Annotated in this window: 20 protein-coding genes; 2 read left to right on the top strand and 18 right to left on the bottom strand. The window is 61.4% G+C overall.

The window, feature by feature from the left end; genetic code table 11:
* From Q0L57_RS20605 to Q0L57_RS20635, 7 genes are all read right to left on the bottom strand, one after another.
* A partial coding sequence (locus Q0L57_RS20605; RefSeq protein WP_296744877.1) for an ABC transporter ATP-binding protein occupies positions 1–1000 on the bottom strand: 1000 nt, incomplete at its 3' end.
* On the bottom strand, positions 987–2138 hold the full coding sequence (locus Q0L57_RS20610) for a sialidase family protein (protein ID WP_296744878.1): 1152 nt from the start codon (positions 2136–2138) through the stop codon (positions 987–989). The genes Q0L57_RS20605 and Q0L57_RS20610, both read right to left, overlap by 14 nt.
* Positions 2139–2179: 41 nt before the next feature.
* Positions 2180–3388, bottom strand: coding sequence for a sialidase family protein (locus Q0L57_RS20615; RefSeq protein WP_296744879.1), 1209 nt, complete (start codon positions 3386–3388; stop codon positions 2180–2182).
* Between the two features lie 40 nt (positions 3389–3428).
* Entirely contained in the window at positions 3429–4898 is a 1470-nt protein-coding gene (locus Q0L57_RS20620; protein WP_296744880.1) for an aldehyde dehydrogenase family protein, read from the bottom strand.
* Complete coding sequence (locus tag Q0L57_RS20625) at positions 4895–5761, bottom strand: carbohydrate ABC transporter permease (protein ID WP_296744881.1); 867 nt, start codon at positions 5759–5761, stop codon at positions 4895–4897. Before Q0L57_RS20625 ends, Q0L57_RS20620 begins: the two co-directional genes overlap by 4 nt.
* Complete coding sequence (locus Q0L57_RS20630; protein WP_296744882.1) at positions 5761–6663, bottom strand: carbohydrate ABC transporter permease; 903 nt, start codon at positions 6661–6663, stop codon at positions 5761–5763. The genes Q0L57_RS20625 and Q0L57_RS20630 overlap by 1 nt, the downstream gene beginning before the upstream one ends.
* An 87-nt stretch (positions 6664–6750) precedes the next feature.
* On the bottom strand, positions 6751–8091 hold the full coding sequence (locus Q0L57_RS20635; protein WP_296744883.1) for an extracellular solute-binding protein: 1341 nt from the start codon (positions 8089–8091) through the stop codon (positions 6751–6753).
* 283 nt (positions 8092–8374) lie between these two features.
* Between Q0L57_RS20635 and Q0L57_RS20640 the strand changes: the two genes are divergently transcribed.
* Positions 8375–9364, top strand: a complete 990-nt coding sequence (locus Q0L57_RS20640) for a helix-turn-helix domain-containing protein (RefSeq protein ID WP_296744884.1) — start codon at positions 8375–8377, stop codon at positions 9362–9364.
* 101 nt (positions 9365–9465) lie between these two features.
* Here the strand turns inward: Q0L57_RS20640 and Q0L57_RS20645 are convergent, their stop codons facing one another.
* From Q0L57_RS20645 to Q0L57_RS20680, 8 genes are all read right to left on the bottom strand, one after another.
* Positions 9466–9759 carry a hypothetical protein gene (locus Q0L57_RS20645; RefSeq protein ID WP_296744885.1) on the bottom strand — a complete coding sequence of 98 codons (294 nt, stop codon included), beginning with the start codon at positions 9757–9759 and terminating at the stop codon, positions 9466–9468.
* 9 nt (positions 9760–9768) lie between these two features.
* Complete coding sequence (locus Q0L57_RS20650; RefSeq protein ID WP_296744886.1) at positions 9769–10467, bottom strand: hypothetical protein; 699 nt, start codon at positions 10465–10467, stop codon at positions 9769–9771.
* 57 nt (positions 10468–10524) lie between these two features.
* On the bottom strand, positions 10525–11922 hold the full coding sequence (locus Q0L57_RS20655) for an amino acid permease (protein ID WP_296744887.1): 1398 nt from the start codon (positions 11920–11922) through the stop codon (positions 10525–10527).
* A gap of 11 nt (positions 11923–11933) precedes the next feature.
* Entirely contained in the window at positions 11934–12101 is a 168-nt protein-coding gene (locus tag Q0L57_RS20660; protein WP_296744895.1) for a hypothetical protein, read from the bottom strand.
* Between the two features lie 10 nt (positions 12102–12111).
* Positions 12112–12495, bottom strand: a complete 384-nt coding sequence (locus Q0L57_RS20665) for a hypothetical protein (protein WP_296744888.1) — start codon at positions 12493–12495, stop codon at positions 12112–12114.
* An 11-nt stretch (positions 12496–12506) separates the two neighbouring features.
* Positions 12507–12824 (bottom strand): hypothetical protein, encoded by a 318-nt coding sequence (locus Q0L57_RS20670; RefSeq protein ID WP_296744889.1) that lies wholly within the window; start codon positions 12822–12824, stop codon positions 12507–12509.
* 546 nt (positions 12825–13370) lie between these two features.
* Positions 13371–14672, bottom strand: coding sequence for a serine hydroxymethyltransferase (gene glyA, locus Q0L57_RS20675; protein WP_296744890.1), 1302 nt, complete (start codon positions 14670–14672; stop codon positions 13371–13373).
* A gap of 42 nt (positions 14673–14714) precedes the next feature.
* Complete coding sequence (locus Q0L57_RS20680; protein ID WP_296744891.1) at positions 14715–17582, bottom strand: phosphoenolpyruvate carboxylase; 2868 nt, start codon at positions 17580–17582, stop codon at positions 14715–14717.
* A gap of 172 nt (positions 17583–17754) precedes the next feature.
* On the opposite strand from Q0L57_RS20680, the gene Q0L57_RS20685 reads away from it, so the two are divergent.
* Complete coding sequence (locus Q0L57_RS20685) at positions 17755–18105, top strand: hypothetical protein (RefSeq protein WP_296744892.1); 351 nt, start codon at positions 17755–17757, stop codon at positions 18103–18105.
* A gap of 67 nt (positions 18106–18172) precedes the next feature.
* Here Q0L57_RS20685 and Q0L57_RS20690 read toward each other — a convergent pair whose 3' ends face one another.
* The 3 genes from Q0L57_RS20690 to Q0L57_RS20695 all read right to left on the bottom strand — a co-directional run bounded on the left by Q0L57_RS20690 (position 18173) and on the right by Q0L57_RS20695 (position 20316).
* The gene (locus Q0L57_RS20690; RefSeq protein WP_296744893.1) at positions 18173–18808 is read right to left on the bottom strand and encodes a response regulator transcription factor; all 636 of its coding nucleotides are present in this window, start codon (positions 18806–18808) and stop codon (positions 18173–18175) included.
* A gap of 182 nt (positions 18809–18990) precedes the next feature.
* Positions 18991–19332 carry a DUF4147 domain-containing protein gene (locus Q0L57_RS34300; RefSeq protein ID WP_366940937.1) on the bottom strand — a complete coding sequence of 114 codons (342 nt, stop codon included), beginning with the start codon at positions 19330–19332 and terminating at the stop codon, positions 18991–18993.
* Positions 19333–19341: 9 nt separating this feature from the next.
* Positions 19342–20316, bottom strand: coding sequence for a D-glycerate dehydrogenase (locus Q0L57_RS20695; protein WP_296744894.1), 975 nt, complete (start codon positions 20314–20316; stop codon positions 19342–19344).
* Between the last annotated feature and the right edge of the window lie 185 nt (positions 20317–20501).

The raw sequence follows: 20501 nt of genomic DNA on the forward strand, positions 1-20501 counted from the left end.
CATCCGCGTCGCCCTGGCGCATGACCAGCGCGCCGGCCGGATGCGCGGGCGCATGGAGGAAGCTCTCGCCGCCAAGTCGCTCGACGAATTCGACGTCCGCCAGCAGCCGCGACCCCGCGGCCTGGTGCGTGTTGAAATGCTCCGGCCTGATGCCCACGGTGACGTTGCCGGAGAGGACCGTCGGCTGCGCCAATTCCAATTCGACGCAACCACCTGTCGTTCCCGGGATCCGCAGCGTCAGACGCGTGCCTTCCTGCCCAGAGACCAACGCCTCGAGGAAGCTCATCTTTGGCGAGCCCATGAAGCCGGCGACAAAGCGGTTGCACGGTGCGTCGTAGATTTGGGCGGGCGTTCCGAACTGCTCGATCACTCCGTCACGCAACACGACGATCCGGTCGGCCAGTGTCATGGCTTCGGTCTGGTCGTGGGTGACATAGATCATGGTGGCGCCAAGGCTTCGATGAAGCTTGGCGAGCTCCAGCCGCATCTGGACGCGCAACTCGGCATCGAGGTTCGACAGCGGCTCGTCAAACAGGAACACTTCGGGTTCGCGCACGATGGCACGGCCTATCGCCACGCGCTGGCGTTGTCCTCCCGAAAGCTCCCTGGGATACCGGCCGAGCAATGGGCCAAGCTGAAGCGTCTCGGCGACGGCCGCGACCCTTCTGTCGCGCTCAGCCCTCGGCATGCCCTGCATCAGCAGCGAGAACGCCATGTTTTCGGCGACGGTCTTGTGCGGATAGAGCGCGTAGCTCTGAAACACCATCGCCACGCCGCGCTTTGCCGGCGGCACGCCGCGCATCAGCTTGCCGCCGATTGTCACCGTTCCGCCGCTGATGGGCTCGAGGCCGCAGATCATGCGCAGCAGCGTCGATTTCCCGCAGCCCGACGGTCCGATGAAGACCAGGAATTCACCATTCTCGATGGTCAGATCGACCCCGGGGATAACGGTCTTTTGGCCGTATTTCTTCTTGACGCCGGAGAGCTCAACCCTCGCCATATTCAGGTCCCTCCTGGCGCCAGCCGGTAGCCTCGGGCATGAGGACACTGGCGTGGATACCCGTGATGCCTTCGATATCCTGAGCGTAGTAGGCGACGAAAAGGCTGCCGTCGGCGCGCAGCGCGAGCGAGGGATAACCCAGATCCCGGTTGGGAAGGCCAGTGCGGACCGCAAGCGCGTGGGTGGGATTCCAGCTGCCTCCGCTGTCGTTGGAGACATAGAGGGCAATGCCGAAAGGTTCGCGCCGCCTGCCGGCGACGCAGGCGATGCGGCCGTCGTCAAGTTCCACCATGTCGGCTGGATAGTCGCAAATGCCTGTCGATGACGGGACACTCCATGACAGGCCGGCGTCCTCCGACGTCACGACATGCAACATGCGAGAGATGTTGTCGCGCAGCAGCATGACGATACGGCCGTTGCGCAGCAGGATGGGCGCCGGTTCCTCGAAGGCATGCCCCTCTCCCGCCGCCACAAGACACGGCTCGGACCAGCTATTGCCGCCATCGCCCGATCGCACCGTGAAAACGGCGGCATAGTTCGGCACGTCGCTAAGCGGCAGCATGATTTCGCCGTCAACCTCGATGCCGCCGCGCATGCCGTAGCCGCCGCTGAACGGCGCCGTGTCGATGCGCGTCGACGCCGTGAAGGTGGCTCCGCCGTCGACCGACCGGTGAATCCATGTCTCGCCGCCTCCGCGTGCCCAGGGGTAGCGTTCGGCAAGCGTGGCTTTCTCCGGCGTCCAATCCCGAAGCTCGGCCGCCATGGCCGCGGCGCCCGTCAGATCCTCCGGGCGCGTATAGGTGCCGGGCGCAAGATGGGCCTCGGCATGGGCGAGCGTGTGCCAGTCGAAGCGCCACTGGTTCAGAAGCACCACGCCTGACCGAAGCGGCGTGAGCCCGGCACATTCCACCCCCTGCCAGCCGAAGTCGGGGACCACGGAAGGCGCCGACCAGCTTCTCCCCTCGTCAGCCGATCGCATCATCATGTTGCAGTACAGCGGGTCCTGCGGCGGATGCAGGACCCCGGCACGGCGGCGCGACTGCGTGAAGACCAGCAGCCAGTTGTCGTTGGCCGCAACCGCGAGATGGGGATGCGCGCTGTAGGCATGCAGATCGCGATGGACCGTCCGATGGTCCATCCGAGGTATCAGGGCTGCCGCGCCGGGGTTCATCTTCGGGCTCAGATCCGGAAGCGTGTGCAGCGGACATATTGCAGCGGCTTCGGGTCATCGCTCCATTCGTGATAGGAGCAGACGATCGCGCCATCCTGCGTCTGGACGACGCTCGGGTAGCCGATGTGCTGGTAGATGCCGGGGTGGTTCCAATCGACGCCGCCGCCTTCGATCTTGCCGGAGGCTGGCGACATGCGGCTAGAACCGGGTGTCTCGGTCACCGTTCGGCCCGGCACGCCGCCTTCGCGAATGACGAACTCGTTCTTCACATCCCAGGTCACGCCGTCGTCCGAAATGATCCCACGCACGCCATAGGGCGGCCGGCGATAGCCGTAGACCATCAGATAACGGCCGTCCTGAAGCGCGATGAGCTCCGGCGGATAGCCCCAGATGTTGGTCCACTTGGGCGGCGTCCAGCTGAAACCGTCGTCCTCGGAAATGGTCATGACCATGTTCTTGGCGTCGCTGGTCGGGTTGACATGCGTGCGCATGAAACAGACCAGCCTGCCGTCCGCGAGCCTTACAAGGCCAGGCTCCTCGTAGTCGATGATGCTGGCCGGGTCGTAGCCGAGCGTCGAGAAATACTCCCAGTTGTCGCCGCCGTCGTCGGAGCGCATCAGCGCCGAGCGCGTGCTTTCCCCCTCGCCTTCTTCCTCATAGCCATGGATGCGGCCGTAGAGACCCATCAGCAGCGAACCGTTCGGCAACTCCCAGCAGCCCAGGCGGCAGCCGCCGTGCTTGAGCGGACGCACATTGACGGGAATGGGCTGCGTCCAGGTCTCGCCTCCGTCCTTGGACTTGACGACGAACGTGCCGAGCCAGGCCTGCGTCTTGTAGGCCCAGGTCCAGTCACCCCATTCCTTGGTGTTGGGGTGCGAGCTCCACGACGGCTGTTCGGGCTTTATGCCGCGCTTGAAGAAGCCGGTGATGGTCAGATTGACGATGAGCGTACCGTCCTGCATCTCGCAAATGCCGCAGTCCCAGTTGCCCTGCGTTTCGGACCACGGCAGCACGACCTTCGGCTGGCTCCAGGTCTTGCCGCCGTCCTTCGAGCGGGTCATCAGCGTCTGGCCGCTGTCGTGATGGAAGGGGAAGCGCTCTTCGTTGAACACAGCCAATATATCGCCGTTCTTCAGAAGTCGCGTTGCGATCTGGTTGACGCAATGCGCCTCATCCTTGAAGATCGTATAATGCTCAACGTCTCGTACAACAGTCATTCCCTGAATTCCTCTCTTGGGATGTCTTTGCTCTTACGGCCTACAGCCGGATTCCGATGTTCTTGATATTGAGATAGTTGCGAATGCCGGGCAGGCCGCGCTCACGGCCGACGCCGCTTTCCTTGATGCCGCCGGTCGGCGCCTGCACGCCGCCGATGAACCAGCCGTTGATCCAGACCGAGCCGGCTTCGACATCGCGGGCAAACGTCAGGGCGCGGGAAATGTCGCGGCTGTAAACGCCCGTCACGAGGCCGAAACCGAGACCGTTGGCCATCGCGAGAGCCTCGGCATCGGTGTCAAAGGAGAGTGCCACGGCGACCGGGCCGAATATCTCCTCGCGCGCCAGGGCACTGGCGGGATCGACACCTTCGAATATCGTCGGCTCGACGAAATACCCGGCCTCCAGGCCTCGCGGGCGGCCGCCGCCGAGGCGCAGCTTCGCACCCGACTTGCTGCCGGCATCGATATACGACCTTACCTTGGCGTATTGCTCGCTTGAGACCAGCGGGCCGAGATCGCAGTTGTCGAGCCCCTTGCCGACGGTGAGCTTCGCCGCGCCCTCCGCCAGCCTCGCCAGAAACTCCTCCCGGATCGATCGATGCAGGAGAAACCGCGAAGACGACGAGCAGACCTGGCCGCTATTGCCGAATGCACCGTCAAGCGCATCGAAGGCTGCCCGTTCGAGGTCGGCGTCTTCCATCACGATCATCGGGTTCTTGCCGCCGAGCTCGAGCACCACGGGCTTCAGGCCCTGTGCCGCGCCGGAATAGATCTTGCGTCCGGTCTCGACCGATCCGGTGAAGGTGATGCCGCGCACCAGCGGGTGCGACACCAGCGCGGCGCCGGCGTCTTCCCCGAAGCCTGCCACGACGTTGACGACGCCGTCGGGGAAGCCAGCCCGCTGGCAGAGTTCGGCGAAAGCCAGGGCAGTGAGCGGCGATTGCTCCGCCGGCTTGATCACAACCGTGCAGCCCGCGGCAAGCGCCGGCGCCACCGAGCGAGCGACCATGCCCAGTGGATAGTTCCAGGGCACGATATGAGCCGTCACGCCGACCGGCTCCAGCATTGTGAAGTCGACGAAGTCGCGCCCGAGCGGGATCGTCGACCCTTCCATCTTGTCGGCCGCGCCAGCATTGTAGCGCAACGTCGCGCAGACGCCCCTGACATCGCCGAGCGACTCCTTCACCGGCTTGCCGACATCGAGCGTTTCGAACAGCGCAAGCCGCTCGGCTTCCGCCTCGATCAAATCCGCGAGCTTGAAGATCAGTTGTCCGCGCTGGGCCGGACTGAAATTGCGCCAATCGCCGTGCTGCGCGCGATGGGCGGCGTTGACGGCCACATCGATCTCGCGGACGCCGCCGCGCGCAACGCTTCCCAGCACCGCCTCGGTGCTGGGATCGATGGTTTCGAATGTCCGGCCGTCGCCGGATCCGGTCCATTTGCCATCGATGAAATGCAGATCCGGCAAAGAATCGATGAGATCGGTGCGGGAATAGGTTCTCACGGTCATTGTTTCACGCTGCCTTGGGAGAGGCCCTGGATGAAGTAGCGTTGCAGGAAGCAGAACAGCAGCAGGCTGGGTACGCTGAGGATGGTCACCGCGGCCATGGCGACACTGAAGCCCTCGATCTGGGTGCGTGTCCCAACGACTGGCGTGAAGGCGGCCACGCCGACCGGAAGGGTCTTCATCGACTCATCGAAGGTGACCAGAAGCGGCCACAGGAAGTTGTTCCAGTTCAGGGTGAAGATGATGACCGAAGCCGCGATCGCCGGCGCTCGCGCCAGCGGCAGCGCTATGCGGAAGAACAGGTTGAACGGACCCGCGCCGTCCATTTTTGCCGCCTCCTCCAATTCCTTGGGAAACGACATGAAGAACTGGCGGAAGATGTAGACGCTGAAGACGTTGCCGATCGACGGCAGGATGAGCGCCTGGTAGGTGCTGGCCCAGCCCATCTTGATGAAACCAAGCAGCAGCGGGATCACCGACACTTCGGTGGGTATCATCAGCGAGGCGAGAAAGATGTAGAACAGCGCGTCCCGGCCGGGGAAGCGCATGCGCGCCAGTGCATAGCCGGCCATCGCACCGAACAGGACGCAAAGGAACGTCGATATCGTCGCCTGCACGACGCTGTTGAAGCCCCAGCGTATGACGGGATAGTCGAAGACCTTGATGTAGTTATCCAAAGTGACGCGCCGCGGGAGCCATTCGATATCCCGGGTCATCACGTCGCTTGGAAACTTGAAGGAAGTCGAGACCATCCACACGAAGGGCAGTGCCCAGAGAACGGCGACGGCCAAGCCGAGCGGCCAGATGAAGAGATCCGCCCGTTCGAGCCCCCGTCTCTCAAGCCTTTCGTCGAGCCAGGCGGTCATCACGCGCGCTCCCTCAGAAAGATGCGCTGGACCGCGGTAATCGCGAGGATCAAGGCGAACAGCATGAGGGACACCGCGGCGGCATAGCCGAAGAGGTTCCTGACGATCGCGAGATTGTAGATGTAGTGGATCGGCGAGGACGACGAACTGGCCGGCCCGCCATTGGTCATGACATAGACCTGGCTGAAGATGCGCAGGGTGGAGATGAGTTGCAGCGTCACGACCATGCTTATGACCGGCCGCAGATGCGGCAGAATCACATGCTTGAAGCGTTGCCAGCGATTGGCGCCATCCACACGCGCCGCCTCGATGATCTCACCCGGAATGTCCTGCAGCGCGGCGAGGAACAAGACGAAGGCCAGGCCGAGATCCCACCATACCGAAGCGATGCTCACGCCGATGAGCGACCATTGCGTCGAGGTGAGCCAGGGGATGTCGTGGAAGCCAAGAAAGGAAAGGTAGTAGTTGACCAGGCCGTACTGCGTGTCGAGCATCCAGACCCATACGAGCCCGATCACGGTGGCGGACACGACCGTGGGGGCGAAGAAGAGCGTGCGCGCCAGGCCCGACAGCGGATAGCGCTTGTTGACGAAGAGTGCGAACAGCAGGCCGAACCCGGTCACGCAGGGGACGATGATCAGCCCATAGAAAAGAACGTTCTTGAAGGCGACCGCGACCCATTGGTCGTTGAACGCCTTGGAGAAGTTGTCGAACCCCACCCATTTCGGCGAACCAACGATGCTCCAGCGCGTGAAGGAGACGTAGAAGCCGAACAGCACCGGCAGAATGTTGAACAGAAAGAAGGGCAGCGCGAAAAAGGCGACGAGAAGATAACCGACGCGGTCCGTTTGACGGGGTTCGGGTCCGAAGTCGCTGCTGCCCTGCAAGGTTGCTGTCGTCATGTCGATCTGTCCGCGTAGCGGCGAGGCCAAGGGGCCCGTCGCGATGATTAGCGCGACGGGCAAGGGATCGGTCGGGTTCCCTCAGGATCAGCCTTCGTCGAGATCGGCCTGCCATTGCTTCTGGATCTGCTCCATCGCGGCATCGATCGTCGTCTGCCCCGACCACACGCCTTCAAGCGTTTTGGCGAGGAAGTTGCCGCCCGAGTAGATTGTGAAGTTGGGCCCGTTCACGACCGGAATCTCGCCGACAGTTGCGATGCTCATTCCATCGACGAAAGCGCCGCGGATATCCCACGGATTGCCGGCGGACTTGTAATCCGGCCGATCGAGGATCGATTTGCGGGGCGAGGCGCCGCGGCCGACCGTCGTCCACAGGAAGCTATTGTCCGACAGCCATTTGACGGCCGCCATCGTTGCTTCGTGGCGCCCGGGATCCGCCTGTTTGTAGAACTCCAGGCCTCCCTGCTCCCGGTAAGTGACGAGCTTGGACCCGATCTTGGGAAACAGCGCCGTCTTGAACGGCAGCTTCTGCGCGACATAGCCGTTGAGCGTCCAGGGACCGGTCCAGAATATCGAGCCCTGCCCTGTGCCGAACGCCTTGTAGCGGTCGGTGACGTCGCGGGTCGAGACCTTGTGCTTGTCGAAAAGGTCGAGCACCCATTGCATCGCCGCCTTGCCGGCATCGGGATTCACGCAAGCGGTCTTCAGATCATCGCTCGCGCGCTGGAAGCCCATTTGCTCGGCGACGATGCCCCATGTGACGGTGGGCTGAACGCCGGAACCCGTCATCATGATCCCCGAGCGGGTGACCTTGTCGCCTTCGCGCTTGGTCATCGCCTTTGCCCATTCGAGAAGCGTCTCGCCGTCCGTCGGCGGTTTGCTGGCGTCCAGCCCCGCTTCCTTGACGTGATCGAGGTTGATTTCGGGCTGCAGGCTCATCAGATCCATGGGGACCATGAAGATCTTGTTGTCGTATTTCGGATAGCGCGAGGCCGCGATCGACGATGCGCTGAAGTCGGCAAGGTCGAGACCGGAACTGGCGATAAGGTCGTCAAGCGGGATGATCACCTCGTCGCGCGCAAGCTGGGCCGACTTGCCGGCGGTGCCCCAGCCGAAGTCTGGCGCCTTGCCGGTGGCCGAAGCCGCAAGAACCTTGGTGACATATTGTTCTTCCGGAATCACCTCCATGCGGATCTGGACGCCCTTGTCCTTGTGGGCATCGTTGAAGGCGCTGATCATCTTGGCCCACACCTCGCCATCCGAAGCGGCCAGCCAGCTCCAATGGACGATCTCGGTCGGATTGGCCGCGGAGGCACGGCCGGTCCAGAAATGAGGAACGGCAAGAGCCGTCCCCGCGACCGCAGCTGACTTCAGAAGCGTTCTTCGGTTCAAGGCAAAGGGCGGCTTGTTCAATGAAGTCGAAACCATGGCGATCTCCCGCGCGGCATACGCTGGGCGTCTGCCACGTTCTGTTAGAGTCAATTTTTCTATGTTCCCGCATCGAGATCGTCCCAGAACGTGCTCTCGACGTGCTGACAATGTTGGCCAATCAGCCTCTTGTGAGTTGATCGACAACGTCACATAATTGACCTGTAGCGCCGCCTAATATTTTTCTGGGACACTCACGGTGGAAGCGGATAGGAACTCTGTCATCGCAGCAGCCTCGAACCGCCGGCCGCGGTTTGGCTTCGTGCTGCAACCCGAATTTCCCATGAATGCCCTCATCCTGGCGACCGAAGCGCTGCGCATCGCGAACCAGAACAGCGGCCTGGATCTTTTCGAGTGGATAATGATCTCGGATTCCGGCGACGCGGTACGCGCAAGCAACGGCATGTGGGTTGCCGCCAACCACGATCTGGCGAACTTTCCGCGCTGTGATTTTCTGGTAGTCCTGGAAGGCAACCTGCCGACGCAGAATATATCTGCCAACGTGCGCGGAGCCCTGCGCAATGCCTATCGGCATGGATCGATGCTCATAGGCGTCGACACGGGCGCCTTCGCTGTCGCGGCAGCCGGCCTCACCGGCGACCGCGAGGCTGTGGTGCACTGGGAGGCGGTGTCATCGTATTTTGAGCATTTTCCGGCGGCCAGGACAAAGAACCAGATCTATTCCATCGACCGTCAACTTGCCTTCTGCGCGGGCGGAGTGGCAACGCTCGACATGATGCTCGATCTGATCGGAAGGCTGCACGGATCAAGCCTTGCCAAGGAAGTCGCCAATGCGCTTATTCACACGCCGCGCGAGGGCATTCATCCGCAACGAACGGACGATGATGAGGTGGGCGAGGCAAAGCCGTCCCTGTCCCACAGGATCGTGGCGTTGATGGAAAGCAATCTCGATTTCCCGCTGTCACCGAAAAGCCTTGCCCGCCACCTCGGCATTTCGGTGCGAACACTGGAGCGCTGTTGCCTGCGCCAGTTCAACCAGACGCCCAACCAACTCTACCTGCGCTCCCGCCTGCAGGCGGCGCGCAACCTGCTTTTCTACGAGGAGCGCGACATCAAGGATATCGCCTATGCCTGCGGCTTTTCATACCCCGCGGTTTTCACGCGGGCCTTCACCGCGCAGTTCGGACAATCACCTCGCGCGTTTCGCCGGGCGTTCCGTGAAACCCAGAACACGGTCAGACCAGAGATAGTCAGGATGTCCCGAAGCCGCCCGATTGACAGAGGATCGACCGCCGACGTTGAGGGCGCTTAGAAATAGAGGCGCACTCCTCGCCAACCGGGTTGAGGCCATCAGTTGCGAAACTCACCGGGGACCGCCGCTACTGGCGGGTGAATTCGCGCCTGGTTTCCTCGTCAATCTCCGGCCCGCACCGCGGTGTTCATCGGCGCCGAACCTGCCGTAGCAGCAAGGATCCGAGCGCGACGATAGGCATCCGGGATCGACAATGCCCAGACAAACAACCCAAAGGCATGACGACCGACGAACGATCTGTCGGGCGGCGTCGTCATGTAGCTGATCATCGAGAACAAGATCACGAAGAAGGCGAATGCGAGACCGCGCGCGGTGCTACGCACAGCGACATGGCCAGCACCGGGCAAAACGATCGCCAGGGCAAGGACTAAGTAAGGATTGATCGGCTTGGCCATGGCGGCACCTCAGGCGACTTCGTAAACTTGAACGGTGGGTTCGCTTGCACTCAGCGCCTGACTCAAAGCCTTGGCCTCCGAGACTGCCTTTTGGACGAGATCGACTGAAATCGTCGCGACAGCAAACCGGATCTGCCGCAGAAACAGATGTGCCGCGCGCTCGCCCTGCGCGGCCTGGCGGATCACCCGGGTGCCCCGCGGCGAAATGACGGCTTCCTTGACGGTGGGATCGGAAAAGAGGTTGCGAAACACAGCTGCGGCTCGCTCCACCTGCCCCGCGGTCGCGCGACCGTCGCCCCGCATCAACAATGAAGCGTTGGTCTCAGGCGGCGCCATCCATTCGGGCAAGTCATGGACGAGAGAATAGTATTCAGCACCTGTCGGGCGGGCGAGCACGCCAATCGCCGGCCGGCTTCGTTCGCTAACTTCGCTAAGTGTCACTCTGAGCCAGAGCTGCGGCAGACGACGCGTCACCAACGTGTCGGCAAGGAGCTCGACCCGGACCTGCCTGCCGTCGTCAAGGCGGCCGACGAGAATAGGAAAATGATCGGGGGCCAAGCTAATCCGTGCATCCGGAAAAAGCCTCGCCGCCTCGTCAAGAAGCCCCCTGCGTTTGGCGAGAATGGCGCGATGGTCGCTGATCGCACGCTTGCCCATCCATATGCAGGAGGCAGCGATGAAAGCTGAAAGAACGATTGTGGTGATCATCTGGATCGCCTTGATAAATACGTGGCGGCGCCGGAGGCACCGCCACGCCTGACTGGGTCAGTAGCCGAGCGGCTTTGGCCAGGGCATCGTGAATTGGTCGCCTCGACGCACGAACTGATAGCGCCGGAAATGGAACCAAAGCGATGCCACGATGTAGAAGCACATCATCGCGCTGAGCTGCGTACCGTAGCCGAGGAAAACGGCGAAATACGCGGCAGCGCACAGAACCAGCAGGACGATCACCGGCAGTGGGTGGAGCGGATGCACATAGCCACGCTTGATCGAGTCGAGCGGCCATTTGCGCCGGAACATGACCATGTTGAAGGTCATGAAGGTGTATCCCAGCAGGCCCGACAGGATCGAGAAGGTCACGACCTGGTCGAGCGGTGCGCCAAGCGCGAAGATGAGCGCAATGGGAACCAGGAAGACGATCGACCGGTACGGCGTGCGATAGACCGGATGGACCGCGCCGAACCAACTCGGCAGATAGCGGTCGCGCCCCATCGAGAACCAGGCACGTGAAGCGTCGTTGATGCATCCGTTCGCCGAGGCGAGTGTCGAAAACATCGTGCCGACGAACAGAAGCACCATCAGACCGGCATTTCCCGTCACGCGCGCGGCGTCGAAGAGTGGCGTTCCGGCTTGGCCGAGATACTCCCAAGGCAGGAGGCCGGAGCAGACATACCATGTCATGGTCGCTGCGATCAGCAGCGTCATGATGCCAGCCATGGTGCCGTAAGGCAGGGAGCGCGCCGGCGAGCGCACTTCCTCGGCTGCCTGGCAGGTTCCCTCGATGCCGAGATAGTACCACAAACCGAAATGCAGGGACGCTACGATGCCGATCCAGCCATAGGGCAGCGGAGCCTTGGTGATCGCCGAGAAATCGAGCGGAACGGCGGAGGCGCCGAGCTGCACCGATACGAACAGCGCAATGATGGCCAGGAAGGCGATGGCTGTAATGACCAGATTGAAGGTCAGCGTCGCCAGCACGCCGCGGAAGTTGAGCCATGCCAGGAACATGATGGCGAGGACGATGAAGGGCTGCTGGTTGAGCCCGGTATGGCCCATCATGCCCGCTACCGTGTCGAGCAGATAGCCGACGGTGATCGCATTGGCCGCCTCGAGCATGGTGTAGGCCATGACAAGGAAGAGGCCGACGTTGAAGGCCATCAATGGCCCGACGATGTGCTTTGCCTGAGCGTATTGGCCGCCGGCGGCGGCAATGGTCGACGTCACTTCGGAATCGATCATCGCCACGCAGGTGTAGAGCAGGCCGGCCACCCAACATGCGATAAGGCCGGCGATCATGCCGCCTTTGCCGACGGAGAAGTTCCAGCCCATATACTCGCCGACAAGCACGATGCCGACGCCGAGTGCCCAGATATGGGCGGGGCCGAGCACGCGCAGGAGCTGAAGCCGCTCGGTCCCGGCTCCGGTTGAAGTTACATTTGCCATCTCCGTTCCCCTCAGATCGTGTGGCGCTCGGCCGTCACCTCGATCTCGCCTTCGCGGGATGAGGTCAGCAGGTCGTTGTCGTAGGTGGTGTCGATGCGAATGAGATTGATGAGCATCAGCGCGCCGAACATGGCCGAAAGGGCCCAGGCCGCGTATTCAAGAATGTTCCAGATATCCAAGGTCGCCTCCCTAACGCCGCTTCGAGTTGAAACGTTCTTCGATCACTTCCCGGTATTCCCTGCCGGAAAGCCGCACGACCAAGACAAAATAGCCAATTACCAGCGCCACCATGATGATCAGCGGAGCCCAGCTGAAGCTGTAGTCGAAACGGGCGTTGATGATATCGTTTGCGGCGGCTGGATCGGTGATCCCGATAGCCATCCATTGCTTGGTTTCGACGGGATTCTGGCCGAGCGCTTCCCACGTCGGGTTGGCGATCGGATTAGGCGTTTTGGCGGCGCCGGCAAACCCCAGATAGAGAGGCAGATAGAGGGCGCCCACCGTCAGAACGAGCAGGGTGATGACGTCGAAGACCTGACCGGCGAGGCTTTGTTTCGGAGGTTGATATGCCATGTTCCAGCTCCTCAGCCCCGGCGCCTGCGCATCTCGTCGAGATGCTTGATGTCCAGGCCGTAGATGAAATGCTTGTCTTCGACATAGTGGCGCAGCATGGCGACGACGGCCGCCGTGTTGAAGGCCAACACCAACCCACAAGCTATCGACAAGATGATGCGCATTGCGGGGATCGAAATGTACGGCCAGACGCTGAACAGCGCGAACAGAAGTGTGCCCCACAGCACGACAATGAAGGCCAGCAGGCCTGCGCGATCGCGCGCGTGCATCTTGTCGATGCGCTGGTTGAGGCTGAGTTCGCCAGCTCGATCACTGATTGTAGCTTCCATATGTTCTCCTCCAGATGGCCATTTTCGGCTTCGTTGCGTCGTAGCGCATGGGGAAAATTAATTTCCCATCAGGAAATATCCGGCAAAGTTAATTTCCTGTCAAGTGACGCGATGCAGATAGTGGATGGCGGCGGCAGGGCAGAGATGCCCTCAGGAGACTTGAACCCGGATATGGGCTTGCCCTCGCGCGCCGTGCATTCGACACGCGTCAAACCTGAGGGAGCGCATCTTCCGATAGCGGAGTGCCGCCACCGGAAGCCTTGCCGTTCGGGTGCATCAGTAGGAATTTGAAGCCGCCACCACGACCGAAGACGGCTCTTCAAAGCAACTATGGAAATTCTTCAATTGTATGAAAATAGATAATTCGAGCAGTCTGGCGATTTTCGCCAAACCATGAGCCGGTCCAGGTCATGCCAAATCGAATCATCTCACCGAAATGCTTTTCGCAAAGCAATCCGTGAAAGGGCTTAACGACGATTCGTCCGGAATTGCTCGGGAAACAGATCCCGCACGACCAGCTCTATCCGAACTGAAATGCTCCACGCATCAGTAGATCGGGAATTGGCTGAGTAGATCGTGCACTTCCTCGCGCACGGCCGCCTCGATTGCCGCGTTGCCGGCCTCGCCATTCGCAGCCAACCCATCGATTACGCTCATCGTCAAGCGTCCGACCTGGCGGAACTCGTCCACGAGCAAGCCGCGCGTGGTGCAGGCCGGGGTACCCAGGCGGATGCCCGACGTCACCATCGGTCCCTGCGGGTCGAACGGGATGCCGTTCTTGTTGCAGGTGATATGGGCGCGGCCGAGTGCAGCCTCCACCGCCTTGCCCGTCAGGCCCTTCCGACGCAGATCGACCAGCATCAGATGCGTGTCGGTGCCGCCCGAGACGATATCGACGCCACCGTCGGACAGTGTTTCGGCCAATGCCTTGGCGTTTGATACTACATTGGCCGCATAGGCCTTGAATTCGGGCGCCAGCGCCTCCCCGAAAGCGACTGCCTTCGCGGCAATGACATGCATCAGCGGTCCACCCTGGAGGCCAGGGAACACCGCCGAGTTGATCTTCTTGCCAATCTCCTCGTCGTTGGAAAGAACCATGCCGCCGCGCGGGCCGCGCAGGGTCTTGTGCGTGGTTGTGGTCACCACATGGGCGTGTTCGAGCGGATTCGGATGGACGCCGCCAGCAACCAGGCCGGCAAAATGCGCCATGTCGACGAACAGCTTGGCGTCGACCTCGTCGGCGATCTCGCGAAAGGTCTTGAAATCGATGATGCGCGGATAGGCGGAGCCGCCGGCAAGAATCACCTTGGGCCGGTGCTTGCGCGCCAGATCGCGCACCTCATCGAGGTCGATGCGATGAGTGTCGGGGCGAACTCCGTAGGAGACGACGTTGAACCACTTGCCGGACTGGTTGACCGGCGCGCCATGGGTGAGATGGCCCCCGGCGGCGAGATTGAGACCCAGAAAGGTATCTCCTGGCTGCATCAGCGCCATGAAAACCGATTGGTTGGCCTGGCTGCCGGAGTTCGGCTGGACATTGGCGAAGGAGCAGCCAAACAACATCTTGGCGCGCTCGCGTGCCAAATCCTCGACCTCGTCCACGAACTGGCAGCCGCCATAGTACCGGCGGCCGGGATAACCTTCCGCATATTTGTTGGTCAGCACCGAACCTTGAGCCTCGAGCACCGCCTTGGAGACGATGTTTTCGGAAGCGATCAGCTCAATCTCGTCACGCTGGCGAGTGAGCTCGCGCTTCATGGCGTCATTGACGGCGTGATCGGTAACGGCCACGCCGGCGTGGAAGAAACGACCTGAAGCGTCAATGCCAGGCTTGGTCGATATGTTCATGCAGTCCTCCCTTGCAACGCGGCACTTGCGCCGAGATTGCGATCACCCGGTCCAGCCAAGACCGGTCGAAATGCAGTTGATCGAAAGCAAAAGCGCGTTGACCGCCCGCTTGGGTTTTGCGGTGGAGCCGTCCTGTGCACGGACCTCGCGCAAGAGCTGCACCTGCAATCGGTGTATGCTGTCCATCTGTGGCCTGGTGCGATCGAAGTGCTGCTTGAAGACCGGGAAGCGCTGCGAGACTTTCAGCCCGCCATTGACCTCGGCGATCATGTTTCGGGTCAGCAGATATTCGGCGGCGATCTTGCGGTAGATGCGTTCACCCACTTCGCGATCTTGCACCAGACTGGCGTAAAGCTGGCCGATTTCCATGTCGGTCTGATAAATTCCCTTGTCGACTTCATCGACGATGAGACGGAAGAAGCGCGATCGCTCGAACATCTGCCTGAGCAGTTCCAATCCGGCGTTGCCACGAACGTTGACGAAGGATTTGAGCGCGCTGCCGATGCCGTACCAATTGGTCAGCAGATGCCGGTTCTGGCTCCAGGCGAAAACCCAGGGAATGGCGCGCAGGTCGGAAATGTCACGAGCCCCGAAGCGACGCGCCGGACGCGATCCGATCTTGAGCAGCGACAGCTCCTCCACGGGGCTCGCCTGATGGAAATAGTCGATAAAGCCAGGCTCGTTAATAAGGCTCGAATAGGACGCCTGCGACATGCCGGTCAACGCCTCCAGAGCCTCATTGAACTCGGGGATATCCCTCAGCTCGGGCTCATTGGCCGACTTCACGCTGTGCGCGAAAACGCTCGCGGCGAAGATTTCAAGCTGGTAACGCCCCGTGCCACGATTGGCGAATTTCGACGACACCACCTCGCCCTGCTCAGTCACGCGCATGGCTCCGCCGACCGTGCCGGCGGGCTGGGCGGCGATCGCCCGGCCCGTCGGCGCGCCACCTCGGCTGACCGAACCGCCACGGCCATGGAAGAAGCTGATCTTGATCTTTCGCTTCTGGCCAAGGGCATGGATGCGCCTTTGCGCCTTATTCAATTCCCAGTTCGAAGCAAGGAAGCCGCCGTCCTTGTTCGAATCGGAATATCCCAGCATGATCTCCTGCCGGTTGGAGAAGTCGCTCAGCGAGCGACGCACGATCGAGACCGCCAGCAGCCGATCCAAAATATCTGCCGCGGCACGCAGGTCCGCAATCGTCTCGAAAAGTGGCACGACACGCAGTCCGATCGTGCCGCTGCCGTCGAGCGCTGTGGCCATGCCGCAGTACTGGCCGAGCAGATAGACGGCAAGCAGGTCATCGCAAGAGCGTGTCATGCTCAGGATGAAGGCGCCCACCGCGCCGCCATTCGGTCCGGACGCGGCCTCGCGAATGACGTCGAACAGGTCAAGGAGCTCGCACGCCTCCGCCGAAAGCACCGCCCGGTCGATGCTGGGTCGTTCGCCGGAGCTGAGGGCCGAACGAATACGCAGGCCCCATTGTGGTGTATCGGGCTCCGGCACCCGGTCACCATCTGTAAGCCTGAAAAGCTCGGCCAGCACTCGATTGACCACAGTCGAGTTCTGGCGAATGTCCAATGCGACCGTGCGGAAACCGAAGGTTTCGACTTGCTGGCGCAAGGGGCGCACGAAGCGCCGCGCGACGAGGTTGCCGCCCAGTTTGGCAAGCACCGTTTCGAGGTGGCGCAGGTCGGCCTTGAACAACTCCGCGCGGGCATATGGCCTGGCGCTGGCCTCGCCGATCGTGGCACGCAAGCGATCCAGCATGGCGGCCGCGAACTGCCGCAGCGGCTCGCCCGGATTGCGCACCACAATCTCCCGAGCCGCGCCGCTCCGGTGCAGAGCCTGGGCCAACGCCTTGTTGAAGTCTTCCGGGATGTCGACGACATTGGCGCTGACGCTCAGCACGGTAATCAATCGGCGAACCTGCTGGATATACCATCCGATGATCGCCTGGCGCGTTTCCTTCAGCGCATGAGCGGTAGTGCTTGCGCTCACATTCGGATTGCCGTCACGGTCCCCGCCGATCCACGATGCGTAACGCATGAAGGATGGCACCTTGAGGTCGTATTTCGGATAGTGACGGGCGAGCGCTTCCTCGACGGCATCATATATCTTCGGCGTCGCCTCGAAGATGACCTCGCGGAAAAAATGCAGACCCCAGGCAATCTCACTTTCAACCGAGGGGCGTTCAAGCCGTAATTCACCCGACATCCACAGCAACTCGATCTCGCTCTGAAGATCGTCGATCAATTGTTGATGCTCGCGCGGCGCCCAACGTTCTTGTTCGAGCTCAGTGAGCTTTCGGTAGATGCGCCGGTGGATTTCGAGAACCGTGACTCGCTTTGCCTCGGTCGGGTGAGCGGTCATGGTTGGACCGACACTCAGCGTATCGAGGGTGGTTTGGATCTCCTCGGCCGGGTAGCCTGCTGCTTTCATTTCACCGATAACATTGGCGAAGGAGCCAACCACCTCGTCCGCGCCACCCATTTGCTCAAGCTCGCGGCGTGAACGCATTGCCAGCAATTCGTTGGCGATTGCGACAAGCTGGAACCATATCCCTGTTGCCTGCAGGGCCGGAATGCGCTGGGCGTCGGCCAGGGTATCGAGGCTTGCACGTCCGGTCAGCACATCTCCCAGCCCGGGTTCCCGTTCGCTGACAACGGACGTCAGGAGCCTGAAAAGCAGGCTCCTGACGTCGTCATGACAGCTGATTGGTCTGCTGTCGTTCAAAGCGGCACCCATTCTTCCAGTGTTGTCCCGAGCTCGCCGAACGAGCGGACATGCCGGGATTCTCCATCTGGAAGCAGACAGGCTTTTCATATTCTTGAAAACGCCCGGATGGGTAGATTTGCCATTCGTTCGGGTGGGTGGGAGTACCAACCAAATGATGGTCGGCAACGCCATCTGGGACCACCGGATCACGATCTTGCCAATATTGGTCCAGCGCGTTTCGGCGCTGGACAGGATTTAACTGTTATGCAAACATGTTGCCTTATAGGAAAATGCAACGATAGGGGCCGCACTGCATAACCGCGCTGGCTCCGCGCGTCTCATGGACCTCAAGAGGGGCTTGGACATGGATATGCACAAGGTGTTTCCGGATCTCTTTGAAGGACATGCGCCGATCACTCTCCAGAATGCTTTTCATGAAGCGCTCGAGGCGCTCGAGGAATGGCGCGAGAAAGACGAAGAGCCACTCGTTCCGATCCACGGCGTTGCCATGCCGATCAGCAGCCTTTTCGTCAGAATGAGCGACTGCACCGATCTGATGCCGCTCAGAACTCAAGGTGTTCTGGAATCGATCGTCGGCAGGGACCTGGTTCGCGCTGCGGGCAGGATGCTTTACGCCGACGCGGCAAGGCTTGCGATGCCTCTCTTCGCCGCGCGGGTAAACCCCAGCGCCGCTTCCGTGACTTGCCTTCGATAGAGGACAACAGCCTCCGATCGACAAACCGGATGGCCAGCCCGGCCACGCCAGGACCCTGTTGGCGCGTTCAAGCGCGCCTTCGGTTTTTCTCGCCCGCGTAGAGCGCCACAGCCATGGCCCGGTTGCGGACGTCAAGTTTGTCGTAGAGGTTCCTGAGGTGATATTTGACTGTATTCTCGGAAATGCCGGTGCGGGTCGCGATTTGCAGATTGGTCCAGCCGTCGGCCAGCACTGAAAGCAACTCGCGTTCGCGGGTCGTCAGCCGCGACATTGGAGTGTCGTTGATTTTGGACACGTCCAGGTAGGGGACGCAAATCCGGCCATTTGCGACCGCAACCAAGGTGTCGAAGAGGATCGCCGGGTCGTCGAATTGATAGCAGAATCCCTGGACGCCAAGGCGCACACACTGCTTGAGGATGGCGATATCGTGATCGTTGGAAAAGATCACGAGGCGCGCATGCAGACCGCGCCGTTGCATCTCCGTCATGACACCACCGGCGTCCATATCCGACAATTTCCACCCGAGCACGGCGACATCAAACTGGGGAGTTGAGGCCGACACCGCCCGGAGAAAAGCTTCACCAGACTGGACGCTGTCAACGAGATCGAAGCGGTTATCTCGCGAGATCATATCCCCAAGGGCAGCGACCACGAGTGGATTGCGCTCACCGATCAGGATCCTGAATCTGCTCTTTTCGGGCATTGACTCCACCTAGTCCCGATACATTGGCGCTGATCCCAGACTCGGCGGCATTCATGCGCGTTCCCGGCCCTTGGTCCCTGCGCCCCTCTCCCTTGCAATCCTCTATGGTCGGCAGACCATTTCGCTGCCCCAACCACCTTCCGGCGTCCCGATGGACGCCCGCAATCCACCACAGTAATAATTCATAACATGAATGTATTTTTCCTTCCAGTACAATCGACCAGTTTGACGCACCTTGGATTTGGGGACTGTCGTGATAGCGGCCACGCCATCATTGGCACGGCATTGGTGACGGCTTCAGCCTTATGCAGCTTGCCACCAATCGAGAGCAGTGTCGCGCGAATCATCGCGCAAGCTGCCTTGCCGAAGGCGATAATGGCGACGCGCTCAGCCTTTTGAAGTCGATTGGAGTGCCGTTCCGGCGTTGTGACAACCGCTGGACCGGGCTGGGCCGCAGCGACGTCCGTCCGGAACAGGTCGATCGCCTCTTTTCGCAGATCCGTCAGCGCCGACGCGGGGGCCAGGCACCGCCGTCACACCACCCGATCCGGAGCGGGTTTGCCGTCGAAGAAAGCGATGAGGTTCTCCAGCGCCTTCATGCCCATCGCTTCCCGTGTTTCCGTGGTTGCGCTGCCAAGATGGGGAAGCAGGACCACGTTCTCCCTTGCAAGCAGGCCACCGGGCACTGCCGGTTCCTCGGCGTATACGTCGAGCCCAGCTCCAGCGATCGTCCCCCTGTCGAGCGCGTGGACAAGGGCGGTCTCGTCGATCACATCCCCGCGCGCGGTGTTGATGAGGAAGGCGGTCGGCTTCATGCTCGAAAGCCTTGCTTCATCAATCAGATGCTTGTTTTCGGCTCCACCCGGGCAATGCAGCGAAACGAAGTCGGACTCCGCCAGCACCGCCTCGATGGATGGAAGTTGCCGGGCGGACATCGACCGGGTCTCGTCGTCTTCGACCTTGGAACGATTGTAGAAAACGACGTCCATGCCGAAGCCGAAATGCGCCCGGCTCGCCATGGCCTTGCCGATGCGTCCCATGCCAATGATTCCGAGCTTCTTGCCCGAAACCCTGGTGCCTATGAGATGTGTTGGACACCATCCTTTCCAGGCGCCGGCGCGCAGTTGTCGTTCACCCTCGCCGACACGGCGTGCCACCAACAGGAGCAAGCTCATCGCGATGTCGGCCGTGCAATCCGTCAGTACTCCCGGTGTGTTGGTGACGGCAATGCCGCGGTCTCGGGCAGCCGCCACGTCTATATGGCTGAAACCGACACCGAAGTTGGCGAGCAACCTCGTGCGACAGTCTTCAGACGGAAACACGGAGGCTGGCAGCCGATCGCTGACGGTCGGAAGTATCGCGTCGTAGGTCCGGAACGCCGTTGCGAAATCCGCTGGCGTCAACGGCACATCATCGTCATTCAACACCGCATCGAACCGTTCCGCCAGGAGCGCCTCCACCTTGGCCGGCCAACGTCGGGTTACAATCACACGCGGCTTCATTTGCATCCCCAACCTTGCGCAGCAGGCCGTGCGAAACCGCCAGGCTGACAGCAGCGGTTTCGTGGTGTTGACGGCGATTTCGGCGAAGCAGGCCCGCGTCCCGGACTATGCCGCCTTCTTGGTCCTTGCCAGGGTGTCGGCGACGACCTCGCCGAAGGAGGCGGGGGTGGGCACGATGACGACGCCGGCGT

Origin of the sequence: Mesorhizobium sp. (assembly GCF_024509055.1) — a bacterium.
Lineage (GTDB): Bacteria > Pseudomonadota > Alphaproteobacteria > Rhizobiales > Rhizobiaceae > Mesorhizobium.

Bases quoted from the DNA above. Each gene is read 5' to 3' on its own strand.
- Q0L57_RS20610 (WP_296744878.1), bottom strand. From the start codon at position 2,138: ATGGACCATCGGACGGTCCATCGCGATCTGCATGCCTACAGCGCGCAT.
- Q0L57_RS20615 (WP_296744879.1), bottom strand. From the start codon at position 3,388: ATGACTGTTGTACGAGACGTTGAGCATTATACGATCTTCAAGGATGAG.
- Q0L57_RS20620 (WP_296744880.1), bottom strand. From the start codon at position 4,898: ATGACCGTGAGAACCTATTCCCGCACCGATCTCATCGATTCTTTGCCG.
- Q0L57_RS20625 (WP_296744881.1), bottom strand. From the start codon at position 5,761: ATGACCGCCTGGCTCGACGAAAGGCTTGAGAGACGGGGGCTCGAACGG.
- Q0L57_RS20630 (WP_296744882.1), bottom strand. From the start codon at position 6,663: ATGACGACAGCAACCTTGCAGGGCAGCAGCGACTTCGGACCCGAACCC.
- Q0L57_RS20635 (WP_296744883.1), bottom strand. From the start codon at position 8,091: ATGGTTTCGACTTCATTGAACAAGCCGCCCTTTGCCTTGAACCGAAGA.
- Q0L57_RS20640 (WP_296744884.1), top strand. From the start codon at position 8,375: ATGAATGCCCTCATCCTGGCGACCGAAGCGCTGCGCATCGCGAACCAG.
- Q0L57_RS20645 (WP_296744885.1), bottom strand. From the start codon at position 9,759: ATGGCCAAGCCGATCAATCCTTACTTAGTCCTTGCCCTGGCGATCGTT.
- Q0L57_RS20650 (WP_296744886.1), bottom strand. From the start codon at position 10,467: ATGATCACCACAATCGTTCTTTCAGCTTTCATCGCTGCCTCCTGCATA.
- Q0L57_RS20655 (WP_296744887.1), bottom strand. From the start codon at position 11,922: ATGGCAAATGTAACTTCAACCGGAGCCGGGACCGAGCGGCTTCAGCTC.
- Q0L57_RS20665 (WP_296744888.1), bottom strand. From the start codon at position 12,495: ATGGCATATCAACCTCCGAAACAAAGCCTCGCCGGTCAGGTCTTCGAC.
- Q0L57_RS20670 (WP_296744889.1), bottom strand. From the start codon at position 12,824: ATGGAAGCTACAATCAGTGATCGAGCTGGCGAACTCAGCCTCAACCAG.
- glyA (WP_296744890.1), bottom strand. From the start codon at position 14,672: ATGAACATATCGACCAAGCCTGGCATTGACGCTTCAGGTCGTTTCTTC.
- Q0L57_RS20680 (WP_296744891.1), bottom strand. From the start codon at position 17,582: ATGGCGTTGCCGACCATCATTTGGTTGGTACTCCCACCCACCCGAACG.
- Q0L57_RS20685 (WP_296744892.1), top strand. From the start codon at position 17,755: ATGGATATGCACAAGGTGTTTCCGGATCTCTTTGAAGGACATGCGCCG.
- Q0L57_RS20690 (WP_296744893.1), bottom strand. From the start codon at position 18,808: ATGCCCGAAAAGAGCAGATTCAGGATCCTGATCGGTGAGCGCAATCCA.
- Q0L57_RS20695 (WP_296744894.1), bottom strand. From the start codon at position 20,316: ATGCAAATGAAGCCGCGTGTGATTGTAACCCGACGTTGGCCGGCCAAG.